Raw genomic sequence first — 26862 nt, forward strand, 5'->3', positions numbered from 1 at the left:
AGCGAAGTTAGTTAATTAATTGATATCATGAAGATTGCAGTTGTAGGTGCTACTGGCCTTGTAGGTGGAGAGATCCTCGAGGTTCTGGAAGAAAGAAATGTTGAATTCGATGAGCTACTTTTAGTGGCTTCTGCCAGATCTGCTGGGTCGAAGAAGACATTTAAGGGTAAGGAGTACACTGTAATCACTATGGAAGATGCCGTTGCTCAAGCTCCTGATTTCGCCATATTTTCGGCTGGTGGAGGTACTTCTTTAGAGTGGGCACCAAAATTTGCAGAGGTTGGAACAACAGTAGTTGACAACTCCTCTGCTTGGAGAATGAGTCCAGATCACAAATTGATTGTACCAGAAATCAATGCATCTGAAATTACTTCTGAAGATAAAATCATTGCTAATCCAAACTGCTCAACCATTCAAATGGTAGTGGCTCTTGAGCCATTGAGAAAGCGATATGGCATAAAGAGAATTGTGGTTTCTACTTATCAATCGGTTACTGGTTCAGGTAAAGCTGCAGTTGACCAAATGATGAATGAGCGAAATGGTGTAGATGGACCTATGTGTTACGCTCATAAAATTGATATGAATGTGCTTCCTCATATAGATGTGTTCACAGATAATGGATACACTAAAGAGGAGATGAAGATGATCAACGAAACCAAGAAAATATTCAATGACTATTCAATTGGTATTACTTCTACCACCGTGAGAATCCCAACTATGGGAGGTCACTCAGAGGCGGTGAATGTGGAGTTTAAAGAAGACTTCGACATGGAAGAAGTGAAGCAATTGTTGAGTGAAATGCCTGGTGTAATTCTTCAAGATGACCCGAAGAACAATGTTTATCCGATGCCATTGACAGCGCATAAAAAGGATGAAGTGTTTGTGGGAAGGTTGAGAAGAGATGAGAGCCAACCCAATACTTTGAACATGTGGATTGTAGCCGATAACCTTAGAAAAGGGGCCGCGACCAATGCGGTTCAAATAGTTGAGTATTTGCAAAAGCAAATGACTGAGGCTTGATCGAGCAGCTTCTCCAACCGGAAATCCAAAAATTTATTGATGATCATTTAAATGATCAGCCTGCAGATTTAATGCTCAAGGCCAGTCAGTTTCCTGATTGGCTCATGAAAGCTATTGTTGAACAGATTTCGGCAAAGAAGAAAGCTCAGCATAAGTTGCCTGATTGGTTTGCGAAAAGCGGGCTAATTTGGCCAGCATCTATTTCTATGGAGCAATGCTCTTCTAGCGAAACGGCTAATTATAAAGCCAGTTTGGTTTCGGGAAAGACAATGGTCGATTTGACTGGAGGGTTTGGAGTTGATACCTACTATTTAGCAACGAAGTTCGAAAAAGCCACCCATGTGGAGATGAACCCAGAATTGCATAAGGTGGTAAGTCACAATTACCAGCAATTAGGATCGAACATAGTTACTTTTCTAGGATCGGCTGAAGATTATCTTCAACAAATGGAGTCTGTTGACTTGATATATTTAGATCCAGCCAGACGCGATGATGAGTCTAGAAAAGTGGTTTTTCTAGAGCATTACTCTCCCAATGTTATTGAGCTTCTTCCAGAACTAAAGCGAAAGTCTAATAAGGTTCTGATCAAGGTCTCTCCAATGCTCGACATCAAAAAGGCGATTGATGACCTTGAGTTTGTTGAGGAGGTGCATGTGGTGGCTGTCAAAAATGAGGTGAAGGAGCTGTTATTTTTGCTTGGTGCTGACCCAAATCAAACCCCATTGATTAAGGCTATCAACCTGATTGGTGAGCAAGCGGATTCATTTGAGTTTCGGTATAGCGAGGAGGAGAGTGTTATAGCTCAACTTTCACCAGTTACAACATTTCTTTATGAGCCTAATGCTGCCATTCTAAAAGCGGGAGCATTTAAGTCTTTAGCCAATCAATTCAACCTGAAAAAGCTCGATGTCAACAGCCATTTATACACAAGTGAAGAGGTGGTTGATGATTTTCCGGGTAGGGCGTTTAGGGTAATTGACCAGTTATCTTTCAATAAGAAAAGACTTAAGAAGCAACTGAAGTCAGATCAAGCGAATATCACGGTTCGTAATTATCCGATGTCTGTCAAGGAGATTAGAAAGAAGACTGGGTTGAAGGAGGGAGGCGATCAATACATCTTTGCTACTACAGATGTAGATAGTAAGAAAGTGTTGTTATGTGAAAAGGTATAGCAGCCAACAGATTAGCGTGGGAATACCCCAATAGCCAAGCACCTTAAGCCGATTCTTCGTTTCCATCCACCAAAGCACGCGGAATGGTCTAACTAGCCCAATCATTATTCCTAAAAGGCCAAGTAAAGTAAGTACTAGAAAAAGTGTCATAAAAAAAACCCTGACTTCAGTTGAAATCAGGGTTCAAGTTATCTCTTAAATATTTAAAACTTAGTCTTGCTTCAAGACTTTATATACTTGCGAACTTTCTCCGTTTACTAGCTTTAAAACAAATAAACCAGAAGGGAGAGCTGAAACATCTATGCTTGCTTTTTGCTCACTGTCTAGCTCTAAGTTAGTTCCCACCAATCTGGTCTGGCCGTCTGTTGAGACAATGGAATAGTCTATAGTTCTGGTTGAAGGATTATTAAACTGAATATTTAGCTGTCCATTATTAATTGGGTTCGGATATACTTGTGTAAACTCAACTGCTATTTCATCATCTAGGCCTTGTATAACGCCAGTTTGAATTTCTAGATCATCTATGGCCCAACCCCAGCCCTGAACTAGGCTTCTTCTTACAAGCTTGAATCTCAGCAAAAATTCATCACCAGCAGAAAGTTGCTGATTTTCACTCAGTCTGATTGACCTTGTTTTGAATTGTGAAGGAGAACCCTCACCACCAGCACTAAAAACCGTACCCCATAAAGCCTGTTCATCATTGGTATCATAGCTTTCTATTTCGAACCAAGTTGCGCCTCCATCTTTCGAGCCTTCAACTGCTGCAAAATCTGAATTGGACTGAACGAGTAGGACTTCATTATAGGTGACAAATGGTTTGGTCGAACTTACAACTATAGGAGTCTTGAGGGTGTAAGTAAACTCACTTCTAGCGTTAGCCCCGAAGGCTAATGGATATGGATGAGCGCTATGAATTGCTCCATTCTCAAAACCACTTGGTGTTTCTATAGTGAAGAAATTCCCTACAAAGTCGTCCGAAGGGGAGTCAAAATTGTTCGAATAAGATTCTTGAGGCGTACCAAACTCAATTATAGGGACTTTAAAATAACTATCCTCACTTGGTAAGAAAGTGGCATTAGCTTCTGGAGTTTTTGTGTCGAAGGCTCCAATTCTGTACTCTATCACATCGCCAATGCTTAAATTCCCAACGTTTATTAAGGCTTCATAATTAGTACCTATAGTTTGAGCCATTGGAATATTCCCTTGGTCCACTCCATTTACTAGGATGTTTACTCCAACACTGTCTACTTCAATGTTGTCTGTAACATCGGCCGAAATAGTGAAGTCATTTAAAGAGGTTAGGAAATCTATATGGTTATGGGTTATATCAGGAGATTCCAAGTCTAATTGAATATTAAGGTTATCTATAGCCCATCCCCAGCCATGAGCTACCTCATCTGCAAACAACCTGAATCTAATTAGAACCTCATCTCCAGCAATAATTTCACCATTGCTCAATAAGTTAATTTCTCTTTGACGATACATCGCTTGAGTACCAGCAGCAGTTGAGTTATTATCTGTGATGGCACTATTGTATGTAGATAACCAGCTTCCTTGTACTCGAGAATCATAACCATCTAATAGTGGCACCCAGTCTACACCACCATTTTTTGAAGCCTCAACGATAACATAATCGTAGAAATCATTACTCCCGAAGGTAGAGTTGGCATCTCCTGGTTCTATTAGAACAACCTCGTCAAAAGTCATTAGTGCTTCCCCTTCACTGACAATTATGGGAATTTTCAATTCTAGAGTGTAATTACTTTCCGAGTTGGTGCCTGTTCCATCTAAATAAGGGTGGTCTGAGTGAATAGCTCCATTATCAAAACCTGCCTCTTCTTTAATCCTGAAATTATTGCTATTAAAGAAGTCCATTGCTGATGCAGAGATGTCGTTAAAATCATTGAAGTAATAATTAGCAGGATCGGCTGTAGAAACAACGTTGAGCTCAATATAGTCTGACGTAGGGAAAACAGAGCTATTTTGATCTGCAGATTGGTCGGTTGCCGTAATTTTATAGCTAACGATATCTCCCTCCATAAGAGAGAGGTTGGAGGTAACTATTTCTGCCCGGTATAAACTTGTTGCATTATCGACCAACTCAAAACTGATTGTTTGCGGATTTCCATCATTTACAAAAAACTCCAATTCTGCGTTTACTGGTAGAAAGTCAGTAATTACCGCGTCTATGGTGATTTTAGGGTCTGTGAGTCGAATGAAATTCGGTTGGTTGTGAGTGATTACAGGTGCTGTTTGGTCTGGGCTTGAGCTAAAGCTAAAGAACCTATCTGTAACAAGTAGGCTAGGGTAAGTAAAGACTCTGTTTTTCACATCCTCTACTTCAAAATAGTATGTGTAAACTTGGTCTTCTACCTTTTCCGAGGGAATCTCAGCAGTGAACTCATCTGCGTTTGCCGTGGTAGTCATTGGCAAAACATTACTATCAGATGTAAAACCGTCTAAGCTATAATAGAGCTTTATACTTTCTGGTTTATACCCAATGTCGGATCTTATTGAAGCGGTTATGGTATAACTATCTGCTTGAATATCTTCTGTATTAGGCCTATTAGTGTGATCGATATAGGTGAATTCCCAACCCATATCACCAAACATATCCATAGTGAGTTGCCCCGGATCATGAATAACTTCATTTGGAGCTATTTGAGGGGTCATTAATGAGTTGGAGTTGCCAGAAGGATACGTGGATTCATTTAGGTGAGCTATGCTTGAACCAGCATTATAGCTTGTTGGAGCATAAAGTCTTGGTCTGGAACCACTATTGGTAACAGCTGTGGGAGCATTGAAAAAAAGGGAATTACTTGTTAGTTCTGTTCCTAGCTCCTGCGGGTTCCCAATCAGGTCTGTCAGGTTATCACCGTCAGTGTTTTCAACACTTAAATCGTAAATAAACGGTTGTGGAAAGTTGGTGCTTCCATTGCCCTCATCATTAACATCAAAGCTATCTACAAAACCTAAACCATGGCCCAATTCATGTAGAACAACGGTAACCAAGTCAAACTCTCCATTATTAGGGTTCCCGTCTAGTCCTAAATACCACGGTGCATCCTTGTTAAAAGTAGCAACTATATCGGGTTCATCAGGAGAGTTTAATTCTTGCCCAGCCATTTTCTCGGCAATAGCCACAGGGTACCAAACATTAAGCTCTTTTGCTCCTTCAAAATTTCTGTAGGCAGTATTCCAAATTGCCCCTCCCAGAACTCCTTCGTCCATATCTTGCCAGGTTGCTTCAACTCTAATAACTACATCTGAAGAAATAAGCTCAGACCAAATATCTATGGCTTGTTGAAATGCCGCTTGAGCTTCCTCACTAAAACCATTATAAGTTACTTCAATGGTGGCGCCAGTTTGGGCTATTGAATTAAACATATTGGCTCCAAAAGGTGATGGGCTTGCATACGGAGCATCGTTTCTCCTGAGAATTTTGGTGAAGGTACTATGGTCACCAGCATAACAGATAATATCTGGCTTGGCATCTAAGCGCTCCATTTTTTGGGCAATTGCCACCTTAACCAAGATTAGGCAAGTGATAGTTAGTAGTAGTTTTTTCATAAGCTTTAATTCAAGGTTAGACTCGGCAAGCCAACATTAATTATTCTAAGCATACTTGTACAAACTGTACATGATATAGCTTATTGTTTATTTTAAACTAACGCAGTTCTCCTAGAATAAGAACTATTTTTGGTTAAGTTAACATGTAAATAGACTCAATATGAAAAAGTTTTCAATGATTCTTCTAGTTTTTATACTCGGTTGTAAGTCTGCTAAAACCATTTCGGAGAGCGAGCCAGTTATTTACATGAATAAAACAGCCTGCTTTGGTACTTGCCCTGATTATGACATTTCAATATTCTCTGATGGTTCGGTTTTATTGAATGCTAGGCAGTTTGTTGAGATGGAAGGTACTTTCGAAGCAAAGCTACCTAAAGAAGAACTGAAGGCATTGGTCAATGATTTTAAGGGGTCTCAATTCGATGATTTTGAGAATGAATACAAGTCTAATAAGACCGACCTACCAACTACTACCATTACCTTCAACCATGAAGAGGTAAATAAGAAAATCATTGACTATGATGGAGCCCCAGAAGAACTAAAGGAGCTAGAGTCTAAGGTTCATAGCCTTATTAAGAAGCTGAACTGGAAAAAGAAGGGGTAATAAAAAACCCTGACTTCGGTAGAAATCAGGGGTTGTTTTATTTTTAGAAGCGAAATTCTTGCGTCCTTTCTGTTGTCGTTCGTCCTCATTAAAGTACATGCCATTCAAGATCTACATTAGTCCTGCACATATCAAAAAAATGCCTTGTGTAGTTGATGATGAAAATATTCACTCCTTCCTTTTGACTTTAAAAGATTAATTTTTCTAATTAAAAGTATAATTTGAGTCCGGGCAGGCGTTTCTGAAGTTTATCCGGATTTGTGCACACGAGCATTAGACAACACTAGCTAGATTAACACAACACGAACTATAAGAGCTAATCCAACCAGTATTGATTCTAAATGTCTTGATCTAGAAAAGGATTGTACTTAGAATAATTTGTCAGACGGAGTATCCTTTTGATGTTAAGTATATTATGATGGTACTTCGAATTGTAGTAAAAGGAAAACGAGAGCGAATGCGATCAAAGAATTCACTGCTCAGCTAAGGCTTATATTCCCTTTTGGGTGGGGTTTTGGGATTGAGTGTAGCTGCGGACAGATTAGTTGAATAAACTTATTTAGTATGAAGGTTGTGAATTTTGTTTCACTGCTACTGATAATCAGTTGCACCAATCAGAATCAATCAAGAATTGATGCAGGTTGGATTCGCACAATTACACCGCTGGATAGTTTGACTTTAGATTTTGTATCAGCAGATACGTTAAATCTTCGTGATTTTGTGCTAGGTGATTATGCTGATTATCAAATAGTTGAAAAAGATGACACTACATTCTTGATAGGAATTAATTCCAGAGATCACGCCTTAGATGTTATCAATCTGACTACGAAAGTTTCAGAAAAGCAAATTCAATTTGCGTTAAACGGACCTGATGGAATTAAGGGTATGATAGATGGCTTTTTCTACCATAATGCCGATAGTATTTTTATACTAAGTATTGATGAAAATGCCATTCATTTGTTCAATAATCGAGCTAGAAAGATCAATAAATATGAATTCTCTAACGTCCCTCTACCAGACGGATTTACAGAATATGATGTTTATGCCGATCAAGGATTGATGAATGGTCCATATTATAACGCCAAAAACAAAACCCTACAACTCTATACTTATCGGTGGGTAGATGCTCGAAATGATAATTATGATTACAAGGCTTTCGCTAGTTACTCAATTGAAGATAATGAGTTTAAGTCCATTTACGGTGTTTACCCTGATCACTTTAAAAAAGGTGTGAACTTTTCTCTCTACAATGACCCGAGCTTATTAGTCATTGATGATATATCTTACGTATATTTTAGTACAAGTCCAGATATTCAGGTTTACAACAATCAAACTGGGGATTTACTTTATGTAGTTAATTACCACTCTGATCATTGGTCGGGTTCTCCAGAAAGCCTCCCTTCAAATGTCGATTTTCAACAAGAACAAGATTGGTTGAATAATGTAGCAGCATATATTTTTTTAATACATGATAGTGAAAATGAAGTTATTTATAGACTAATGAAGCATAAACAGCAGGTTGCTGGTGATAATGGCTTATTGAATCCGAGATGGTTGGGTGAATGGAGTGTGGATATTTTCGATTTAGGCTTAAAACCTATTGGCCACTTTCAAATACCTAGTAAAAAGGTACTGCCAGCTATTGCTTTTACTGCAAATGGAAAGCTTTGGTTGAAGAACCCTTTCGAGCCTGCTAATGAAGACCTGTCGCTGTATTATCAATTGGGACTAAGGGAAAGGTCAAATGAATAAATGTAGGATTTTACCTTTTTGAATGATGTTGAGAATGTGGCGTTAATCTGCTGCTTTCTATTGATATCTTTCTCTTAGAGGTTCAACCTTCAGTATAAAATTGAAATAACACGTTGATGTTGTATAGAACGAATATTAGTGACCCCAGTTTGCTAATTGTGCAGGCCTCGACCATCATTAAGTTTACATTAGACTTAACTAATTATGCAAACACTCTGTTAGAACAAACTTCTTTAGAATGATGCACCTAAAAATCATTTATAGTCTTGTTTTAGGCCTGCTTGCCTTATCCAGCGCTGCTCAAGAATTGCCTAGGAACCTAGTTTACGCTAATGAGAACTTGGTTTTTGAAAAGCTTTACATCCTGAAGGATCAGAAGCTGCTTCATTTTTCTGATGAAAAGAGACAGAATAGACGTTTTGTTTATTTACTCAATGAACAAAATGTAGTAACCGATACACTTCAAGTAGAGGGAAACGATTACTTTTTACTAACCAGTGATTCAACTTTTAGTATTCGCGGTTTGAGCGAATATGGTAGCTATATTTTAGATGAGCACAAAATCCAGATACGATCTGCTTTCGTAAGTTACGTATCCTTTCATAATGAGATGATTGAGCCTAATTTCATAGTAGGAGGTTACATAATTGGCAGTAAGTATGACCAAAGCCGTGATTGTGTTAGTTATCATTATGTTGATGGAAATAAACTGGAAGCCTTAGGCTCTCTTTCTTCACCGACTTATAAATATGGTTTTGATGAGCTAGATACACTTTACATGTTTAATATGGAAATGTATGAAGAGTATAAAGGAAGGGCTTATGATAAAGGCCTGATTCAATCATTATTTAATAAAAGTAAGAGTTGTTTAAGTCGTATGACCTATCCTATCTATGGCCGGTTGAGTGCCTCTTTAGACCAAGATACTTATACATTCTATGAACGAAAGGCTGGTAAGATATTCTCTATAGATATTTCAGGGGAGCCTAAGCTGACGAGAGAATTTCAGTTTCCATTGAAAAAGGCAAGAATAGAAGGCTGGAAGTATCTATTCGATTTTAAGTTGAAGAAACATTATGCCGTAAAACGAATAGACATTACTCAAATTCCTGAGGGATTGAATAAGCGCAAGGCTAGAAAAATGGAGAAGGAGTACAGCTATGAATTGTATGAGTTGCTACCCCTAAAGAACACCTTTGAGCTAAAACCATTGTATAAGCTGCGTTTCGACCCTGTTTTGGTAGATAATGACTTGATCTATGAGATCATCCAGGAGAACAAAAAGGGAAGTGCCATCTTTTTTCATCCGCTCGACCCAAACTATGAGTATAAGAAGAGCAATTATTTGGACTACGGCTCAAAATGAAAAAGCGATTGAATATAAGTCCAATCGCTTTCATTATGAGTCTTTAATACTTTAAAGTAAGTCTTAAAGCGTTCTTTTCACTTCTTGAATTTCGAAGCCTTCTATAACGTCTCCAACTTTAATATCATTGAAGTTCTTAATGCTCAGACCACATTCGTAGCCAGATTTAACTTCGTTAACATCGTCTTTGAAACGCTTCAATTGGCCAATGTCTCCTGTGTAAACTACAATACCATCTCTAATTAAACGGATTTGGTTTTGTCTCTTCACAAAGCCTTCAGTTACATAACAACCAGCAACTGTTCCCACTTTAGAGATTTTGAAGGTTTCACGAACCTCAATGTTACCAGTAATAACCTCTTTCTCTGTAGGCTCAAGTAGACCTTCCATCGCATCCTTGATTTCATTAATGGCATCGTAGATGATAGAATATAGTCTAATTTCAATTTCCTCGTTCTCGGCTAGTCGTCTAGCTCCGCCCGATGGTCTTACTTGGAAACCAAGAATTACCGCATCAGAAGCTGTAGCCAAGAGTACATCAGACTCGGAAATTTGACCTACTGCTTTGTGGATAATGTTCACTTGAACCTCCTCAGTAGATAGTTTAAGTAGTGAGTCACTTAATGCTTCAACTGAACCATCCACGTCACCTTTAACAATAACGTTAAGCTCTTTGAAGTTACCAACGGCAAGTCGTCTACCAATTTCATCAAGTGTAATGTGTTTCTTAGTTCTAACGCTTTGCTCTCTAAGAATTTGCTCTCGTTTGTTAGCAATTTCTCGAGCCTCACGTTCAGATTCCATCACATTGAATCGATCACCTGCCTGTGGTGCTCCGTCTAAACCAAGCATCTGAACAGGAGTTGAAGGACCAACAACTTTTAATCTGTTACCTCTATGGTCGAACATAGCCTTTACCTTACCGTAATGCGATCCAGCAAGTACTACATCTCCCACTTTCATAGTTCCCGATTGAACCATAAGGGTTGCTAGGTAACCTCTACCTTTATCTAACGATGCTTCTACCACAGTACCAACACCAGATTTATCTGGGTTAGCTTTAAGCTCAAGTAGTTCGGCCTCGAGTAATACTTTTTCTAGAAGCTCTTCAATTCCTTGTCCTGTTTTTGCAGAAACTTCCTGACACTGGTATTTACCACCCCAATCTTCTACAAGAATGTTCAGGTTAGCTAACTCTTCCCTAATCTTATCAGGGTTAGCAGTTGGCTTATCTACCTTGTTTATGGCAATTACAATTGGCACTTCAGCTACCTGAGCGTGATTGATTGCCTCTTTTGTTTGAGGCATCACGTTATCATCAGCTGCTACCACAATAATGGCAACGTCAGTAATTTTGGCACCCCTTGCACGCATGGCTGTAAAGGCTTCGTGACCAGGAGTATCAAGGAAGGCAATTCTCTTACCGTCTTTAGTTTCTACATCATAAGCACCAATGTGCTGGGTAATTCCACCAGCCTCACCAGCTGTTACATTGGCTTCCCTAATGTAATCTAGCAAGGATGTTTTACCGTGGTCAACGTGACCCATGATGGTTACAATAGGAGCTCTTTCTTGAAGATCTTCCTCTTTATCTTCTTCTTCGACAACGTCTACCTCATCATCTGCCGATGTGAATTGAACATCGTATCCGAATTCATCAGAGATAATAGTGATGGCTTCAGCATCTAGTCTCTGGTTAATAGAGACGAACATACCTAAAGACATACAAGTTGAGATTACTTCGTTTACAGAAACGTTCATTAAGCTTGCTAAATCGCTAGCAGAGATGAACTCTGTAACCTTGAGGATTTTGCTTTCCTCTTGTTGTCTCAACATTTCTTCCTCTGCAGCCTCTGCAGCGGCACTTCTCTTTTCTTTTCTGTATTTGGAACGGTTTTTACCGCCTCCTTTACTACCACCACTTAGGCGAGCAAGTGTCTCCTTAATTTGCTCCTGAATTTCCTTATCAGTAAGCTCTTCCTTAGGAGCAGGTCTTCTGCCTCTGTTTTGGTTTCCGCCTCTGCGGTTATCATTAGAACCTTTGTTAGCTCTTTCAACTTTGGTCTGTTGAATACGCTTTCTTGGTCTTTTACCTCTCTGATCTCCACCTTTTTTGTCCTTGTCATCGTCTTTAGACTTCTTAGGCTTTTCAGTAGGGAGCTCAATCTTACCAAGAACCTTAAGACCACGAAGAGAGTCTGCTTTTGCCTGATATTTCTCTGGCTCGGCTGGTTTGGCTGGCTCTTCTTTCTTAGGAGCTTCAGCTTTTTTCTCTTCCTTCTTAGGTTGTTGTTTAGGCTTTTCTTCTTTCTTCTTGCCTTTATTGAGGTCTATTTTTCCGAGCACTCTGAGGCCAGTTTTCTTTTCTTCTTCTGGTTTTTCCTCTTCTTTTTTCTGCTCTACCTCTTTGGCTTTAGGGGCAGCCTCAGGTTTAGATTCAGCTTCAGGAGCAGGCTCCTCTTTCTTAGCTGGTTCTTTTTTAGGCTCTTCTTTTGGAGCTTCTTTAGGCTTTTCGGCTTCTGGCTTAACCTCTGGCTCTGGTTTTTTCTCCTCTACCTTATTTTCTTCAGGAGTAGGGGGAGGAGTTGGAGCAGGTTTAGGCTCTTCTTTTTTAGCCGGTTCTTTTTTAGGCTCTGTAGTCACACCACTAGAATCAATGACCATGTCTTCTACATGCTTGGTTCCAATGGTTAGATGAGAGGCTTCTTCCTTTTCATGGGCAGACGCAGCAAACTCCTTGGCCAACATATCATACTGTTCTGATGATATTTTGGCGTTGGGGCTACTATCTACGGAAAAGCCTTTTGCCGAAAGAAAATCTACGATGGTATTTCTACCTACGTTCAATTTCCTCGCCACCTGGCTGAGCCTCATCATTTTTTCTTCTGACATACTCAAATATCCCTCTTTTTAAGGTTATATAAAACTCTATTATTGTTCGAACTCTTTCTTTAAAATTTCAAACAGATACTTTATTGTTTCTTCTTCTAGCTCAGTTCTTCTCACAATATCTTCTTGAGCTAGGGCTAGAACACTCTTGGCAGTATCCAAACCAATTCTTTTCAATTCATCGATAATCCAGCTATCGATTTCATCTGCAAATTCATCCAAATCTACATCTTCCTCTTCGTATTCATTCAACTCTCTGAATACATCTATTTCAAGGCCAACTAGTTTTGAGGCTAGTTTAATGTTCTGGCCTCCCTTACCAATAGCAAGAGAAACCTGATCTGGTTTTAGGTAAACTGAGACTCTTCCTTCATCAGTTAGTATTTTCATGCTAGAGATTTTCGCAGGGCTAAGAGCTCTGGAAATATATAGCTCCATGTTATCTGTAAAATTGATAACATCGATGTTTTCGTTTTGTAGCTCTCGAACAATTGAATGAATTCTAGATCCTTTCATCCCCACGCAGGCACCTACCGGATCAATTCTATCGTCATAAGATTCAACAGCAACTTTAGCCCTTTCACCTGGCTCACGAACCACTTTTTTGATGGTAATTAGACCATCGAATACTTCTGGAACTTCGCTTTCGAAAAGTCTTTCTAAGAATTCTCCTGATGTTCTAGAAAGGATGATTTTGGGGTTTCCGTTAATCATTTCAACTCTGTCCACAATGGCGCGAACATTGTCTCCTTTTCTAAATCTGTCTTTAGAGATTTGCTCGAATTTAGGTAGTGACAGCTCATTGCCCTCACCATCTATTAAAAGCACTTCTCTTCCTAGTATTTGGTATACCTCAGCAGAAATAATTTCCCCAACCAAATCTTTGTACTTTTGGTAAAGGATGTCTTTCTCAAGGTCTTTAATTCTTTGGATTAGTGTCTGACGAGCAGTCATAACAGCTCTTCTTCCGAAATCTTCTAATTTGATTTCTTCTGCCACTTCTTCACCGATTTCAAAATCTGGTTCAATTTTTCTGGCGTCAGTCAAGCTAATTTTATCGTAGTCCCAGATGTCTTCAGAGTTATCGTCTACAATTTCTCTGAACCTCCAGATTTCAAGGTCACCTCTATCGGCATTGATGACAATGTCGAAATTATCATCTACTTCGAATTTCTTTCTGATCATCGTTCTGAAAACATCTTCCAGAATTCTGATCATGGTAGGTCTGTCTACGTTTTTCTGCTTTGCAAAATCTGCAAACGACTCAATTAAAATTCCACTGTCCATTTTATTTACTTAAATGACACTAACACATTAGCTTTTTCAATTTCGGAGAAAGGAACTTCTTTCTCTTCAATCAATTTCTTTTTGTTTTCTTTACGCTCAGCGGCCAATGTTATGGCCTCCTCGTTTACGGCATTGAGTGCCCCTTCTAGCATAGCGCCAGAAGTAAGCTTAACCTTTAACCGTCTGCCTACATTCTTTTTGTATTGCCTAACAGAAGAGAGTGGGTGATCTAGCCCAGGAGATGAAACCTCAAGAACATAAGCTACATCTATGAGATCTTCTAACTCAATATCTTCAGCCAGTTTTCTGCTAAGGGTAGCACAGTCATCTATGTTTACTCCTTCATCATTATCTAGCAATACCAGAATCTTAGTTTTTCCGCTTATTCCCTTTGAAATCACATCGACAATGAAGAATGAATCATCCTCTAAATGTGTTTCTGCTAACTCTTTTATCGATTCTGTTAACTCTTTCATTGGTAATAAAGAAAGAGGGGACTTTGTGTCCCCTCTGGAAAATAACCATTAAGTGGTGCAAAAGTAGTAGATTTTTATTTCAAATCAAAAAGCTGATTCATTCGTAGTTTATAAGAAATGCCTCTATTTTTAGGCTTCAAAGCAGATTTATGAAAAATTTATTCTTGTTTCTTCTGGCGTCATTGACTTTTGCCACCCTTTCTTGTGGAAGTCAGGAGGGTAGCTCTCGTTCTTCTAGCAAGCAAACAGTGCTTAAAGAGGCTCCAAAACCCAATGCCGATTCGCTCTACATGTTTACGCAAAAACAAGTAGACTTTGGCCCTAGAGTGCCTAACACAGAGGCACACCGAGAGGCGGCAAACTGGTTTGTAGATAAGTTTGAAGCCTATGGGGCAAAGGTGACCGTTCAAGAATTTACTGATAGGGTTTATGATGGAACAGAGGTAGAGCTAAAGAATATAGTGGCTTCGTTTAACCCAGAAAGTAAAAAGAGAATATTGCTAGCAGCTCATTGGGACACTCGACCTTTCGGAGATAAAGATTCGGATAACAATATGGTAGAAATTGACGGGGCGAATGATGGGGCCAGTGGTGTTTCTGTTCTTTTAGAAATTGCGAGAATCATGAGCGGGCCAAACCCACCCTCTGTTGGTGTAGATATGATCCTTTTTGATGGAGAAGACTGGGGGGAGCATGAAGTAAATGGTATGGGCGTTGACCCTGAGGAATTTGGTAAGCAAAGCTGGTACTGCTTAGGCTCTCAGTATTGGAGTAAGAACAAGCACCAAGCAAATTATAGTGCTTACTATGGTATACTTTTAGATATGGTGGGTGCTGAAGGAGCAACCTTTTACTACGATGGAGCTTCGAAACAATACGCCAGCAGAACCTTGGAGCAAACTTGGGACGTGGCTCACCAACTCGGGTATGAACAATACTTTGTGAAGCAAATAGGCTTTTCTGGCATTATTGACGACCACGTTTTTGTTAACGAAATTGCTAGAATACCAATGATTGATATTCTTGACTATCGTCCTGAATTAAATGGGTTTGGTGACTATCACCATACTGAAAAAGACAACATGTCCATCATTAGTAAGGAGACCTTATCTGCCGTTGCACATGTTGTTCTTACTGTTCTTTATAATGAGTAATTAACCTTTAAGTAGGTTCAACAGGTATTCACCGTAGCCAGATTTTTCTAGAGGTTTGGCAATCTCTTGTAGTTTTTCTGCGGTGATGTAACCCATTCGGTAGGCTATTTCTTCGATACAAGAAATCTTAATGCCTTGTCTTTTCTCCAGAATCTGAACGAACTGCCCTGCTTGCATTAGGGAGTCTATGGTTCCGGTGTCTAGCCAGGCCGTACCTCTATCCATAGTGCTCACCTTCAGCTTGCCCATTTCTAAGTACTTTCGGTTCACATCCGTGATTTCTAATTCACCTCTTGGGCTTGGCTTAAGGTTTTTAGCTATTTCCACCACTTGGTTATCGTAGAAGTAGATTCCAGGAACAGCCCAGTTAGATTTAGGGTTTTCTGGCTTCTCTTCTATAGAGATGGCGTTCATCTCATCATCAAACTCAACCACACCATATCTTTCTGGGTCGTTTACCCTGTAGGCGTAAACTATACCGCCATCTGGATCCGCATTTTCTTTCAATAGCTTGGGCAAACCTGAGCCATAGAATATGTTGTCACCTAAAATGAGGGCTACCTTATCGTTGCCTATAAAATCGGCTCCAATGGTAAAGGCCTGTGCTAATCCTTCTGGCTTTGGTTGTTCAGCATAACTGAATGAACAGCCAATTTGGCTGCCATCTCCCAATAGTTTTTGAAAATTCGGCAAGTCATGCGGGGTAGAAATGATCAATATTTCTCTAATTCCAGAGAGCATTAGTATAGATAGCGGATAATAGATCATTGGCTTATCGTACACTGGCATAAGCTGCTTGCTTACTGCGTACGTCAAAGGATAAAGCCTAGTGCCCGAACCTCCTGCTAGAATAATTCCTTTCATTGCTGATATTGTTTTTTGTAGTAGTTCTTGTAATCACCTGAAGTTACATGATCCAGCCACTCTTGGTTGGATAAGTACCAATCTACGGTTTTTTCAAGACCTTCTTCAAACTGAAGCGAAGGTTCCCAGCCTAATTCATCTTTAATCTTTGAAGCATCAATGGCATATCTCTTATCGTGCCCCGCTCTATCTTTTACAAATGTGATTAGCTTTCTAGATTCTCCTACTTCTCTGCCCAACTTCTTGTCCATTACATCGCAAAGCAGTTCTACAATGTCTAAATTCTTCCACTCATTAAACCCACCAATGTTGTAGGTTTCTCCTGCTTGGCCTTTGTGGTAAATATCATCAATGGCCCTTGCGTGGTCTACCACGTACAGCCAGTCTCTAATGTTATCACCCTTTCCATAAATTGGCAGAGGCTTATTATTCTTGATGTTATGAATACAAAGAGGAAGTAGCTTTTCAGGAAACTGATTCGGTCCGTAGTTATTGGAGCAGTTGGAGATTACTACAGGAAGTTTGTAAGTATTGGCATAAGCTCTCACAAAATGATCTGAACTTGCCTTTGAGGCTGAATATGGCGATTGAGGATCATAGGAGGTAGACTCTAAAAAGAAGCCTGTTTCCCCTAAAGAGCCATATACTTCGTCAGTAGAAATGTGGTAGAACCGCTTTCTATCGAAATTATCTGCCCAAATTCTTTTCGCTGAGTTTAGCAGATTGACAGTGCCTATTACATTGGTTCTAACGAAAGCCAAAGGGTCGGAGATAGATCTGTCTACATGAGACTCAGCTGCTAGGTGAACAACGCCATCGAACTGGTGTGTATCGAAAAGCTCATCGATAAAAGAGGCGTCTACAATGTCTCCTTTAACAAAAGTATAGTTAGGAGCTTCTTCAACATCTTTCAGTGTTTCTAAGTTGCCTGCATAAGTCAGCGCATCTAGATTGTAAATGTGGTAGTCTGAATATTTATTAACGAACAGTCTAACCACATGACTTCCGATAAATCCTGCGCCTCCTGTTATCAATAGCTTTTTCATGGTTGTTTTTTTTACTTAAAAGTACGGTCTATATAGAATCCTTAAAGGCAATTTAGTTGAATGCCAGCTTATGGAAAGGCGAATGGCAGAAAAATAACGTTAAACTATTTTGCCTAACGATCGTTTGTTTGGCGAAATGAAATTGATAAATTTCCACAAACTATAATAGATATGGAATTTGAGTTGAATGAAAATCAGCGCATGATCGCTGATATGATTAAAGACTTTGGGGAGAAGGAAATAGCTCCTTTCAGAAATGAATGGGACGATAAGCAAGAGTTCCCAGTTCATATTTTCAAAAAGTTCGGTGAGCTCGGTCTCATGGGGGTTTTGGTTCCTCAAGAATATGGAGGATCAGGCTTTACTTATGATGAGTACATCACTGTGGTGTCTGAAATCGCTAAAATAGATCCAGGAATAGGCCTTTCAGTGGCTGCGCACAATTCTCTTTGCACAGGCCATATTCTTCTTTTTGGTAATGAAGATCAGAAAAAAAAGTGGTTGCCGAAGCTAGCTACAGCAGAGTGGATTGGTGCTTGGGGCTTAACCGAGCCAAACACTGGTTCTGATGCTGGAAACATGAAGACTGTTGCCAAAAAAGACGGTAATGAGTGGGTGTTGAACGGAACCAAAAACTGGATTACCCATGGCAAGTCTGGAGATATTGCTGTAGTAATTGCCAGAACTGGTGAAGTAGGTGATTCTCATGGTATGACCGCTTTTGTGGTTGAAAGAGGAACAAAAGGATTTGAAGCAGGTAAAAAGGAAGATAAACTCGGAATGAGAACTTCAGAGACTGCCGAAATGATATTTGAAGACTGTCGTATTCCTGAAGAGAACCTTTTAGGAAATGTTGGTGAAGGATTTATTCAGGCAATGAAGGTTCTAGATGGAGGAAGAATTTCAATTGCTGCTTTGAGTTTGGGTATTGCAGAAGGAGCCTTTGAAGCGGCTTTGGCTTACTCTCAAGAAAGACATCAGTTCAACCAGCCGATTTTCAACTTCCAAGGTATTTCATTCAAATTGGCAGATATGGCTACAGAGCTTGAGGCTGCTAAATTGTTGACTTACAGAGCGGCACAGTTGAAAAACGATGGTAAGCCAATGACAAAAGAGTCTGCCATGGCTAAGTATTTTGCCTCTGAGTGTGCTGTTTCCTTCTCAAATGAGGCTGTTCAAATTTTTGGAGGTTATGGCTATACTAAAGACTACCCTGTAGAGAAGTATTACAGAGACTCTAAGCTTTGCACTATTGGAGAAGGTACTTCAGAGATACAAAAACTGGTGATTTCCAGATCGTTATTGAAATAATTTTAATGACTAACATTGCATTCGGGTTTAATTGTATACCTTTGCAGCCCGAATGAGAGGAGGTGTTATTAAGTTATGATCGTAATTAACGTAAAAGAAAACGAATCAATCGACAAAGCGCTTAAGCGTTTCAAGAAGAAATTCGAAAGAACCGGAGTACTTAGAGAATTGAGATCTAGAACTCAATTTGAGAAGCCTTCCGTTACTCGCAGAACAGAGAAAATCAAGGCTGCATACAAGCAAAAGATGTACGCCAAAGAAAACTACTAATCCATTTCTTTAGTAGTTATAAATTATTATGTTAGTACTGTGTGTAAAGACGCAGTACTAGCATGATAGATTCCTTTCTTAGATACATATCATTCGAAAAACGGTACAGCCAACACACCGTTAAGTCGTACCAAAACGACTTAAATCAATTTGAGCAATACGCTCAGCAGCAATTCAACATTTCAAGTTTATCTGAGGCCACGCAGCTAATGATTCGTTCTTGGGTTTTATCCTTAATGGACGAAGGCACTTCGGCACGAACGGTCAATAGAAAGATTGCCTCACTGAGGTCGTTCTATAAATTCCTGCTCAAGCGAGAGTCTATAACCAAGGACCCTACACAGAAGATTAAGTCTTTAAAGGTGAAAAAGGAGTTGCCTGGCTTCGCTAATGAAGAAGAATTTTCTACTTTTTTAGATAGACTTGTTTTTGAAGATTCCTTTGAGGGGAAAACAGAACAAATTATTCTAGAATTACTTTATGGAACAGGCATTCGACTTTCGGAGCTTTTAGGACTCAAGGTTTCCGACTTTAAGTCCTCAGAGTCAACCATTAAGGTACTAGGAAAACGCAATAAAGAGCGCATAATCCCTGTTTCTAAGCGTTTGAATGAGTTGTTAAAAAATCTAATTGCTGAGAAAAATCATGTCTTTTCACACGATCAGAATTCATATTTGATCGTTAATAAGAATGGAGGGCAGGCATACCCGATGATGATCTACCGAATAGTTAGAAAGTACCTCAATCAGGTGCCGTCATTGGATAAGAAGAGCCCTCATGCGTTGCGCCATACTTTTGCAACCCACCTTTTAGATAAAGGAGCCGATTTGAATGCGGTGAAAGATTTATTAGGACATAGCAGTTTGGCGGCCACGCAAGTTTATACACATAACTCTTTGGAGAAGCTCAAGTCGGTTTTCGATCAGGCTCATCCAAAGGCATAAGTTTAACCCTTTAAATAATAGAAAGATGAAAGTACAAGTTCAATCACTCCACTTCGATGCAGATGCTAAGTTGATCGATTTTATCCAGAAGAAACTCGATAAGCTAGATACTTTTTATGATAGGACTATCGATGCAGAAGTAATTCTCAGATTGAATAATGAGGGTATTGAGAATAAGACAGTTGAGATTAAACTGAATATACCAGGTGAGCAGTTGTTTGCCACCAAAACCAATGGTTCGTTTGAAGCGGCTACAGACCACTGTACCGAAGCCCTAAGAAGACAAATTAAGAAGCACAAAGAGAAAATGCTCGCGCATTAACTCGTAAACATATCCATAAAAAAAAGCCCTGAATTTCAGGGCTTTTTTTGTTTAGAGACCAAAAGCCTCTTTTACTTTATCTACGTAGTCTAGCTTTTCCCAGGTAAAGAGCTCTACTTCAAACTCCTTTGGTTGGTTACTAGCATTGATGAATGTCTTTTTCACTACTTCATTCTTTCTACCCATGTGGCCATAAGCCGCAGTTTCAGAATAAATAGGTGTTCTTAGGTTTAGTCGAGTCTCAATGGCGTAAGGTCTCATGTCGAATACTTCAGAAACCTTCTTAGCTATTTCGCCATCGTTCATTCCTACTTTAGAAGTGCCATAGGTGTTGATGTAAATACCCATTGGTTCAACTACACCAATTGCGTAAGAAACCTGTACTAGAACCTCATCGGCAACGCCAGCGGCTACTAAATTTTTTGCAATATGTCTGGTGGCATAAGCCGCAGAACGGTCAACTTTCGATGGGTCTTTTCCTGAGAATGCACCACCACCGTGAGCGCCTTTTCCACCGTAGGTATCTACAATAATTTTACGACCTGTTAAACCAGTATCGCCATGAGGACCACCAATTACGAATTTACCTGTTGGGTTAATGTGATACTTGATGTCATCATTGAATAGCTTCTGAATATGATCTGGCAGTAATGCTTTTACACGTGGAATTAAGATATTTATGATGTCAGACTTAATTTTAGCCAGCATCGTATTTTCCTCATCAAAATCATCGTGCTGTGTAGAAACTACAATCGCATCGATTCTTGTGGGAACGTTGTCATCAGAATATTCAATAGTTACCTGAGATTTTGCGTCTGGTCTCAAGTAGGTTATTTCTTTTCCTTCTCTTCTTAAATCGGCTAACACCTGAAGAATTTTATGAGAAAGGTCTAATGCCAAAGGCATGTAGTTTTCAGTTTCGTTAGTTGCATAACCAAACATCATCCCTTGGTCACCTGCGCCTTGCTCTTCTTTAGAAGCTCTGTCAACTCCACGGTTGATATCTTCAGACTGCTCGTGAATGGCAGAAAGTACACCACAAGATTTGCTGTCGAATTGATATTCGGCTTTCGTGTAGCCAATTTTCTCAATCATTTCTCTGGCAATTCTCTGAACGTCTAGGTAGGTGTTAGACTTTACCTCGCCTGCTAAAACCACTTGTCCGGTAGTAACCAAGGTTTCACAAGCAACTTTTGAGTCAGGGTCGAAGGCCAAAAAGTTATCGATTAGCGCATCAGAAATCTGATCGGCTACTTTATCTGGGTGTCCTTCAGACACTGATTCTGAGGTAAATAGATATGGCATAATTTATTATTTAAGGCTGCAAAAATAGGTTTATAGTTAGAACTGTAAAAGGAAATTAGAGAACTCTAGTTGGCATAAAGCAAAAAGATGGTTGGTATCTTCTTCAGGTCTATTTCTTTGGCGGTCCATTTAGCAACCGATTTGGTTCTTATTAGTTCCTTTTCACCAGTAATATCTCTGGCCACACATAGGAATGAATCGGCTCGAGCCACTTTGATTATATCTAATAGTAAGGCTTCGTTCCTATATGGCGTGTCCATGAAAATCTGAGTCTGATCTTTTTCTTTTGATTCTTTTTCTAATTGTCTGATCTTCTGTTGGCGTTCTTTCCTATCTATTGGCAAGTAACCATGAAAAGCAAAAGATTGACCATTGAATCCAGAAGCCATTAAAGCCATTAGAATCGAAGATGGGCCAACAAGTGGCTTACATTTTATGCCCAATTGCTGAGCCATATGGACTAGTCTGGCTCCAGGATCAGCAACACCTGGGCAACCACTTTCAGAAATAACTCCAAGGTTTTTCCCCTCCAGAGCTATTTGAGCAATTTCGAAGCAGTCTTCAAAAGAGGTTTTCTTATCGAGAATTCTAAAGTCTAGTTCTTCGATTGTCAAGCCAAGCTTAAGGCTACTCACATACCTTCTTGCAGTTCTTAAGTCTTCAACGTAAAAGATGTCAGTCTCTAAAATAGCACTTCTTACATGTGCCGGAATTACAGCTTCTTGAGTTTCAGCAGAAATTACATTGGGTATGAGGTATACGACTCCTTTTTCCATCTTAGTTGAGAAATGAGTTAATCAATTCGAAGAATTCATCTGGCTTTTCGGCATGCAACCAGTGACCAGCACCATCTATTGTTTCTAGCTTAGAATCGGTGAAGATGGAATGAATCATGTTGGCATCATCATTCGTAATGTAGTCCGAATTACCACCTCTCACAAAAAGGGTTGGCTTATCGAAAGTCGCATTTTGATTGAGTGCTTTACCTACTTCTTCAATGTTCTTGGCAATTACATCTAAGTTCATTTTCCAGCTGAAGCCGTTTTTATCTCGAGCCAAGTTTTTCAACAAGAACTGTCTAATTCCAAACTCGGTGATTTGTTTCGATAAAATATCGTCCGCTTCGTTTCTAGACTTTATTTCATTTACCGGCACAGAGTAGAATCCTTTAAGAATTGTCTGGTGATGGACAGGATAAAACTTTGGTCCAATGTCAGCAATGATAAGCCTCTCAACTTTTTCTGGGTACTGTATAGCAAATTGCATCGCAGTTTTACCTCCCATTGAGTGGCCTAAAATTGTAGCCTTGGTGATTTTGAGGTGGCTAAGCAGCTTTTGCAAGTCTTGAGCCATTAACTGGTAGTTGAATTCATCGGCATGAAAAGAATTGCCATGATTTCGCTGATCTACCAGAATAACCTGACGATCCTCGGCCCATTTTTTACCTAGGGTCATCCAGTTGTCTAGTGAGCCGAAAAGCCCATGAAGAATGACAAGAGGCTCCCCCTCTCCAAGAATTTTATGATTCAGTAATGTCATACTTTGAGTGCTCTCAAATAAAGTTGAATGGTGTTTTCTAGTCCATAGTACAGCGCATCGCAAATGAGTGCGTGTCCAATGGATACTTCATCTATATGTGGAATTGTTTTTACTAAGTAGTTCAGGTTGTCTAGGTCTAAATCGTGACCTGCATTGATGCCAATACCAAATTCATGTGCTTTAGCAGCAGCGGAGGCATATTTAGCTATGGCTTCTTCAGGGTTCTGTTTGAAACCTGTAGCATACATCTCCGTGTAGAGTTCAATTCTGTCTGTACCTAAAGCATGCGCACCTTCAATAATTTCTATCTCAGGCTCCACAAAAATAGAAACCCTTATGCCCATAGCTTTTATCTGCTCAATGATGGGCTTTAATTCATCTGCTCGGTTAATGGTATCCCAACCTGCATTAGAGGTTAAAACGTGGGGAGGGTCTGGAACCAGTGTGGCTTGGTTTGGCTTTACTTCGTCCAAAATTTTTAGAAATCTATCGTCTGGAAAACCCTCAATGTTGAATTCAGTGGTAACCACATCCTTCAGATCATAGACATCTTTAGTAGTAATGTGTCTTTCATCTGGCCTTGGGTGAATGGTAATTCCCTGCGCCCCAAATCTCTCCGCATCTTTGGCTACCTGCACTACATTCGGGTTGTTTCCTCCTCTTGCATTTCTAATAGTAGCTACCTTATTGATGTTCACACTTAGTCTAGTCATTCAAATTGGCTTTATTGCATAACTTTGTGCGCAAGTTAATGATTTCAAATCTCTGAATAATATTTCATCATGAGCCTAAAACAGCAAATTGACTCAGATATCAAGAAAGCCATGTTGGCTAAAAATAAGGAAGAGTTAAAAGCACTTCGATCTATAAAATCAATGATTCTTTTGGCAGAAACAGACAAAGGTAGTGGAGGAGAAGTATCTTCTGATGCCGAAATGAAACTGTTGGCCAAAGCTGTAAAGCAGAGAAAAGATTCTGCTGCTATTTATAAAGAACAAGGAAGAGAAGACCTATATAAGGTTGAAATGGACGAAGCTGAAGTAATTGAGCGTTACCTTCCGAAGCAGCTTTCTGAAGAAGAATTAAAATCTGAGTTGCAAAAAATTATTGCAGAAGTAGGAGCCACTGGCCCTCAAGACATGGGTAAAGTAATGGGTGCTTCTACAAAAGCATTAGCTGGTAAAGCCGATGGAAAAGCTATCTCTACCATGGTAAAAACTTTGCTTACTAAGTAATTGAAAACCCTAGACATCATCTTACTTATTCCTTTGGTCTTTGGAGCTGTGTTGGGCTTCAGGAAAGGACTTTTGCTTGAGATTTTTGGTGTCTTAGCTTTTGTGCTAGCTATTATTGGCGGGTTTAAGCTGATGGAAACGGGCATGGTTTATTTGTCCGAATATTTTGAGGATTTTGATCAGCTTTTACCCTTCATTTCTTTTTTGGTCATATTTCTGGCCATAATTATACTGGTGAACATGTTGGGCAAACTACTCAAGAAGATGATTGATTTAACGCTTCTTGGTGGTTTCGATAAGTTTGCTGGAGCTATTCTTGGCTTAGTTAAGTGGGCTATTGGAGTGAGTATTTTGCTTTGGCTAGTCAACAATTTTGGAATTGAGCTACCTGGTCAGGAAGAGGAATTGGTACTTTATCCGTTCCTAACTGAACTTGGGCCAAAGCTTATTGCTAGCCTTGATGTGGTGCTTCCATTTGCCCAAGAAATGCTCGATTCTATCAAAGAATTACTCTCTCCAGCTTGATCCTCCTAGTAGATAATTACGATTCGTTTACTTACAACTTAGTAGACTATTTCCAACAATTGAATGTTGAGGTAGATGTGCTGAGAAATGACCAGCCCTTTGATAAATTCTTTGAGAAGGAATATTCTGGAGTTGTTCTTTCGCCCGGTCCAGAAACGCCAGAAACTGCGGGCCAGCTTTTAAAAATTGCAAAGAGTTTTCTTGGAAAGACTCCCATTTTAGGGATTTGTCTTGGTCATCAGGCTTTAGGTATGCTGCAAGGCGCTAGGTTGACAAAAGCAATCAGGCCTATGCATGGTAAGCTTTCTACCATTCGTACAGAGGAAAGCATCGTTTTTAACGGCTTGCCAGAAAAATTCAATGTAGTTCGTTATCATTCTTTGGTTTTGAAAGATCTACCAGAAGGTTTCAAGACAACGGCTAAAACAGTCGAGAAAGAAATAATGGCAATGGAGTCTGAAGCCCTAATGTTGAGCGGCATTCAGTTTCACCCTGAGGCAGTTCTGACAGAATACGGAATAGAAATGCTTAGAAATTGGGCTAGTTTTTATAATATTGTTTGAACTGCCCTAGTGGAAAAAGTAGAACTTTCGGCCACTTAACAGTGTTGAGATAACCGATATGGTAGCAGCAAACTTAGTAAATCACATGATTCCCCCTTTGAAACCAACAGACGATGGCGAAAAAGCCATTATTTGGATGGAAGAGCTGCGAACAAATCAGTTGCCAGTTATTGAGAAGGGAAAATTTCTAGGCTTCATTTCAGAAGACATTATTCTTGACGATAACGACCCTAAAAAGCTAGTTAGAGATTATGAGCTAGAAGATTTGGGGTGTATGGTTACAGAACACCAACATTTTTATGACATCATAAGAATGGCATCTGATTGCGATTCTCAAATGGTGGCGGTGCTTTCGGCTGAAGGAGGTTTTTTAGGAGTAGTTGGTATTGAAGATACAATTAAGGCCATTGCAGACTCTACTGCTGTCCAAGATCAGGGGGCAATTTTAGTGCTCTTAGTGAGTTACAGAGATTATTCTTTGGCAGAAATTTCACGCTTGGTGGAAGGAGAAAATGCCAGAGTACTAAGTGTAACAGTCAATAGAGACATATCCGATAACTCTATGCTCAGAGTTACGTTGAAAATCAATCAAACAGAGGTATCACACATAGCCGCGTCTTTAGAAAGGTTTGGCTACAGAATTATTGGTAGGTTTCAAGAAGAAGAAACAAAAACCAATGACAGAGAAAGGTATGATCTGCTTATGAAGTACCTCAATATCTAATGTAATCCATGAAAATAGCCATACACGGAAAAAGCACAGGGCCTGAAGCTCAAGGCTGTATTTCCGACATTATAGAACATCTTCAGCAAGATGGCATTCACCTAAGTATTTCAGAGGAGTATAAAAAAGACTTAAATGAAAGAGAGTTCAGTACTCATGGATTAAAATCGTTTAGAAGAGGAGAAGATCTCTCCGATTATGATTTTGTTTTAAGTTTAGGAGGAGATGGTACAATACTAGATACCATTACTTATACTAATGATGCAGAAACGCCAATTGTTGGTATTAATCTCGGTAGATTGGGTTTTTTGGCAACAATTCCTAGAAACGATATACAGTCAGCCTTAAATAAGTTAGTGGCGGGCACCTACGATATAGAAAATAGGTCTTTAATTCATGTAGACTCCAATAGAGGCCTATTTGAGCCATTTAACTTTGGGTTAAATGAACTCACCATTGTTAAAAAGGAAACCTCATCCATGATTGTGGTTCACACCTATGTAGATGGTGACTACCTAAATTCTTATTGGGCCGATGGCCTTATAGTTTCTACCCCTACAGGGTCTACAGGCTATTCTCTTAGCTGCGGAGGGCCTCTTATTCATCCGAGCCTAAAGAATTTTATTATTACTCCAGTCTGTCCTCATAATCTTAATGTTAGGCCAATCATTCTTTCAGATAGAAGTGAGATTACCTTTGAAATTGAGGGAAGAAGTAGTCAGTTTATGGTTTCTTTAGACTCTCGATCTCAGAGTGTAGACGATTCGGTAGAAATTTCCGTTAAGAGAGAAGAATTCGAAGCAAAGCTCGTTCGATTCCCAGAGACACGGTATTTTGACACTCTGCGACAGAAGCTTAATTGGGGCTTAGATGCCCGAAATTGACTTAACAATATTTAACTCAACCACTCCTAAACATAAAACT

25 protein-coding genes are annotated in these 26862 nt (G+C 39.5%); 15 read left to right on the forward strand and 10 right to left on the reverse strand.

From position 1 onward, the window contains the following. Window positions 1-27: 27 nt before the first annotated feature. Window positions 28-1020, forward strand: coding sequence for an aspartate-semialdehyde dehydrogenase (locus tag T7867_RS07055; RefSeq protein ID WP_068217235.1), 993 nt, complete (start codon window positions 28-30; stop codon window positions 1018-1020). After that, on the forward strand, window positions 1017-2192 hold the full coding sequence (locus tag T7867_RS07060) for a class I SAM-dependent methyltransferase (RefSeq protein WP_068217239.1): 1176 nt from the start codon (window positions 1017-1019) through the stop codon (window positions 2190-2192). Before T7867_RS07055 ends, T7867_RS07060 begins: the two co-directional genes overlap by 4 nt. A 210-nt stretch (window positions 2193-2402) precedes the next feature. Here the strand turns inward: T7867_RS07060 and T7867_RS07065 are convergent, their stop codons facing one another. After that, window positions 2403-5762, reverse strand: a complete 3360-nt coding sequence (locus T7867_RS07065; RefSeq protein WP_068217242.1) for a T9SS type A sorting domain-containing protein — start codon at window positions 5760-5762, stop codon at window positions 2403-2405. Window positions 5763-5922: 160 nt separating this feature from the next. Here T7867_RS07065 and T7867_RS07070 point away from each other — a divergent pair, with 160 nt between their 5' ends. From T7867_RS07070 to T7867_RS07080, 3 genes are all read left to right on the forward strand, one after another. Beyond that, a complete protein-coding gene (locus T7867_RS07070) occupies window positions 5923-6366 on the forward strand; it encodes a DUF6438 domain-containing protein (RefSeq protein WP_068217245.1) in 444 nt (147 codons plus the stop codon). A 564-nt stretch (window positions 6367-6930) separates the two neighbouring features. Continuing rightward, window positions 6931-8118: a DUF4221 family protein gene (locus tag T7867_RS07075; RefSeq protein ID WP_068217249.1), complete on the forward strand. Its 1188-nt coding sequence runs from the start codon at window positions 6931-6933 to the stop codon at window positions 8116-8118. 238 nt (window positions 8119-8356) lie between these two features. Next, window positions 8357-9484 (forward strand): hypothetical protein, encoded by a 1128-nt coding sequence (locus tag T7867_RS07080; RefSeq protein ID WP_157717530.1) that lies wholly within the window; start codon window positions 8357-8359, stop codon window positions 9482-9484. Between the two features lie 63 nt (window positions 9485-9547). Here T7867_RS07080 and infB read toward each other — a convergent pair whose 3' ends face one another. From infB to T7867_RS07095, 3 genes are read right to left on the reverse strand one after another with little or no spacing between them, the layout of a single operon-like run. Continuing rightward, a complete protein-coding gene (infB, locus tag T7867_RS07085; RefSeq protein WP_068217253.1) occupies window positions 9548-12376 on the reverse strand; it encodes a translation initiation factor IF-2 in 2829 nt (942 codons plus the stop codon). 39 nt (window positions 12377-12415) lie between these two features. Further along, on the reverse strand, window positions 12416-13660 hold the full coding sequence (gene nusA / locus T7867_RS07090) for a transcription termination factor NusA (protein ID WP_068217255.1): 1245 nt from the start codon (window positions 13658-13660) through the stop codon (window positions 12416-12418). A 5-nt stretch (window positions 13661-13665) separates the two neighbouring features. Then, a complete protein-coding gene (locus T7867_RS07095; protein ID WP_068217258.1) occupies window positions 13666-14136 on the reverse strand; it encodes a ribosome maturation factor RimP in 471 nt (156 codons plus the stop codon). 149 nt (window positions 14137-14285) lie between these two features. Here T7867_RS07095 and T7867_RS07100 point away from each other — a divergent pair, with 149 nt between their 5' ends. Then, window positions 14286-15290 carry a M28 family peptidase gene (locus T7867_RS07100; RefSeq protein WP_068217261.1) on the forward strand — a complete coding sequence of 335 codons (1005 nt, stop codon included), beginning with the start codon at window positions 14286-14288 and terminating at the stop codon, window positions 15288-15290. On the opposite strand, the gene rfbA is transcribed toward T7867_RS07100, so the two are convergent. Both rfbA and rfbB read right to left on the reverse strand, forming a co-directional pair. After that, a complete protein-coding gene (gene rfbA, locus T7867_RS07105; protein WP_068217265.1) occupies window positions 15291-16154 on the reverse strand; it encodes a glucose-1-phosphate thymidylyltransferase RfbA in 864 nt (287 codons plus the stop codon). It abuts the gene before it with no gap. Beyond that, window positions 16151-17200 (reverse strand): dTDP-glucose 4,6-dehydratase, encoded by a 1050-nt coding sequence (gene rfbB / locus T7867_RS07110; protein ID WP_068217267.1) that lies wholly within the window; start codon window positions 17198-17200, stop codon window positions 16151-16153. The genes rfbA and rfbB overlap by 4 nt, the downstream gene beginning before the upstream one ends. 171 nt (window positions 17201-17371) lie before the next feature. On the opposite strand from rfbB, the gene T7867_RS07115 reads away from it, so the two are divergent. From T7867_RS07115 to hpf, 4 genes are all read left to right on the forward strand, one after another. Beyond that, on the forward strand, window positions 17372-18511 hold the full coding sequence (locus T7867_RS07115; protein WP_068217270.1) for an acyl-CoA dehydrogenase: 1140 nt from the start codon (window positions 17372-17374) through the stop codon (window positions 18509-18511). 75 nt (window positions 18512-18586) lie between these two features. Then, entirely contained in the window at window positions 18587-18781 is a 195-nt protein-coding gene (gene rpsU / locus T7867_RS07120) for a 30S ribosomal protein S21 (RefSeq protein WP_068217272.1), read from the forward strand. A 62-nt stretch (window positions 18782-18843) separates the two neighbouring features. Beyond that, window positions 18844-19725, forward strand: a complete 882-nt coding sequence (locus T7867_RS07125) for a tyrosine-type recombinase/integrase (protein WP_068217274.1) — start codon at window positions 18844-18846, stop codon at window positions 19723-19725. Window positions 19726-19750: 25 nt separating this feature from the next. Next, window positions 19751-20047 carry a ribosome hibernation-promoting factor, HPF/YfiA family gene (gene hpf / locus T7867_RS07130; RefSeq protein WP_068217276.1) on the forward strand — a complete coding sequence of 99 codons (297 nt, stop codon included), beginning with the start codon at window positions 19751-19753 and terminating at the stop codon, window positions 20045-20047. Window positions 20048-20098: 51 nt separating this feature from the next. On the opposite strand, the gene metK is transcribed toward hpf, so the two are convergent. The 4 genes from metK to T7867_RS07150 form a co-directional block, all read right to left on the reverse strand. Further along, the gene (gene metK, locus T7867_RS07135) at window positions 20099-21352 is read right to left on the reverse strand and encodes a methionine adenosyltransferase (RefSeq protein ID WP_068217279.1); all 1254 of its coding nucleotides are present in this window, start codon (window positions 21350-21352) and stop codon (window positions 20099-20101) included. 65 nt (window positions 21353-21417) lie between these two features. After that, window positions 21418-22128 carry an SAM-dependent methyltransferase gene (locus T7867_RS07140; protein ID WP_068217282.1) on the reverse strand — a complete coding sequence of 237 codons (711 nt, stop codon included), beginning with the start codon at window positions 22126-22128 and terminating at the stop codon, window positions 21418-21420. Between the two features lies 1 nt (window position 22129). After that, a complete protein-coding gene (locus tag T7867_RS07145; RefSeq protein ID WP_288340582.1) occupies window positions 22130-22891 on the reverse strand; it encodes an alpha/beta fold hydrolase in 762 nt (253 codons plus the stop codon). Further along, window positions 22888-23604 (reverse strand): pyridoxine 5'-phosphate synthase, encoded by a 717-nt coding sequence (locus tag T7867_RS07150; RefSeq protein ID WP_288340584.1) that lies wholly within the window; start codon window positions 23602-23604, stop codon window positions 22888-22890. Before T7867_RS07150 ends, T7867_RS07145 begins: the two co-directional genes overlap by 4 nt. A gap of 69 nt (window positions 23605-23673) precedes the next feature. Here T7867_RS07150 and T7867_RS07155 point away from each other — a divergent pair, with 69 nt between their 5' ends. From T7867_RS07155 to T7867_RS07175, 5 genes are read left to right on the forward strand one after another with little or no spacing between them, the layout of a single operon-like run. After that, entirely contained in the window at window positions 23674-24126 is a 453-nt protein-coding gene (locus T7867_RS07155) for a GatB/YqeY domain-containing protein (protein ID WP_068217292.1), read from the forward strand. Then, on the forward strand, window positions 24127-24651 hold the full coding sequence (locus T7867_RS07160) for a CvpA family protein (RefSeq protein WP_068217294.1): 525 nt from the start codon (window positions 24127-24129) through the stop codon (window positions 24649-24651). It begins immediately after the preceding gene. Then, window positions 24648-25214: an anthranilate synthase component II gene (locus T7867_RS07165; RefSeq protein ID WP_068217297.1), complete on the forward strand. Its 567-nt coding sequence runs from the start codon at window positions 24648-24650 to the stop codon at window positions 25212-25214. Before T7867_RS07160 ends, T7867_RS07165 begins: the two co-directional genes overlap by 4 nt. A gap of 58 nt (window positions 25215-25272) precedes the next feature. After that, window positions 25273-25938, forward strand: coding sequence for a CBS domain-containing protein (locus T7867_RS07170; protein ID WP_068217299.1), 666 nt, complete (start codon window positions 25273-25275; stop codon window positions 25936-25938). 8 nt (window positions 25939-25946) lie between these two features. Beyond that, complete coding sequence (locus T7867_RS07175; RefSeq protein ID WP_068217302.1) at window positions 25947-26822, forward strand: NAD kinase; 876 nt, start codon at window positions 25947-25949, stop codon at window positions 26820-26822. Window positions 26823-26862: the final 40 nt, after the last annotated feature.

The organism is Roseivirga spongicola (assembly GCF_034376045.1).
Taxonomy (GTDB): Bacteria; Bacteroidota; Bacteroidia; order Cytophagales; family Cyclobacteriaceae; genus Roseivirga; species Roseivirga spongicola.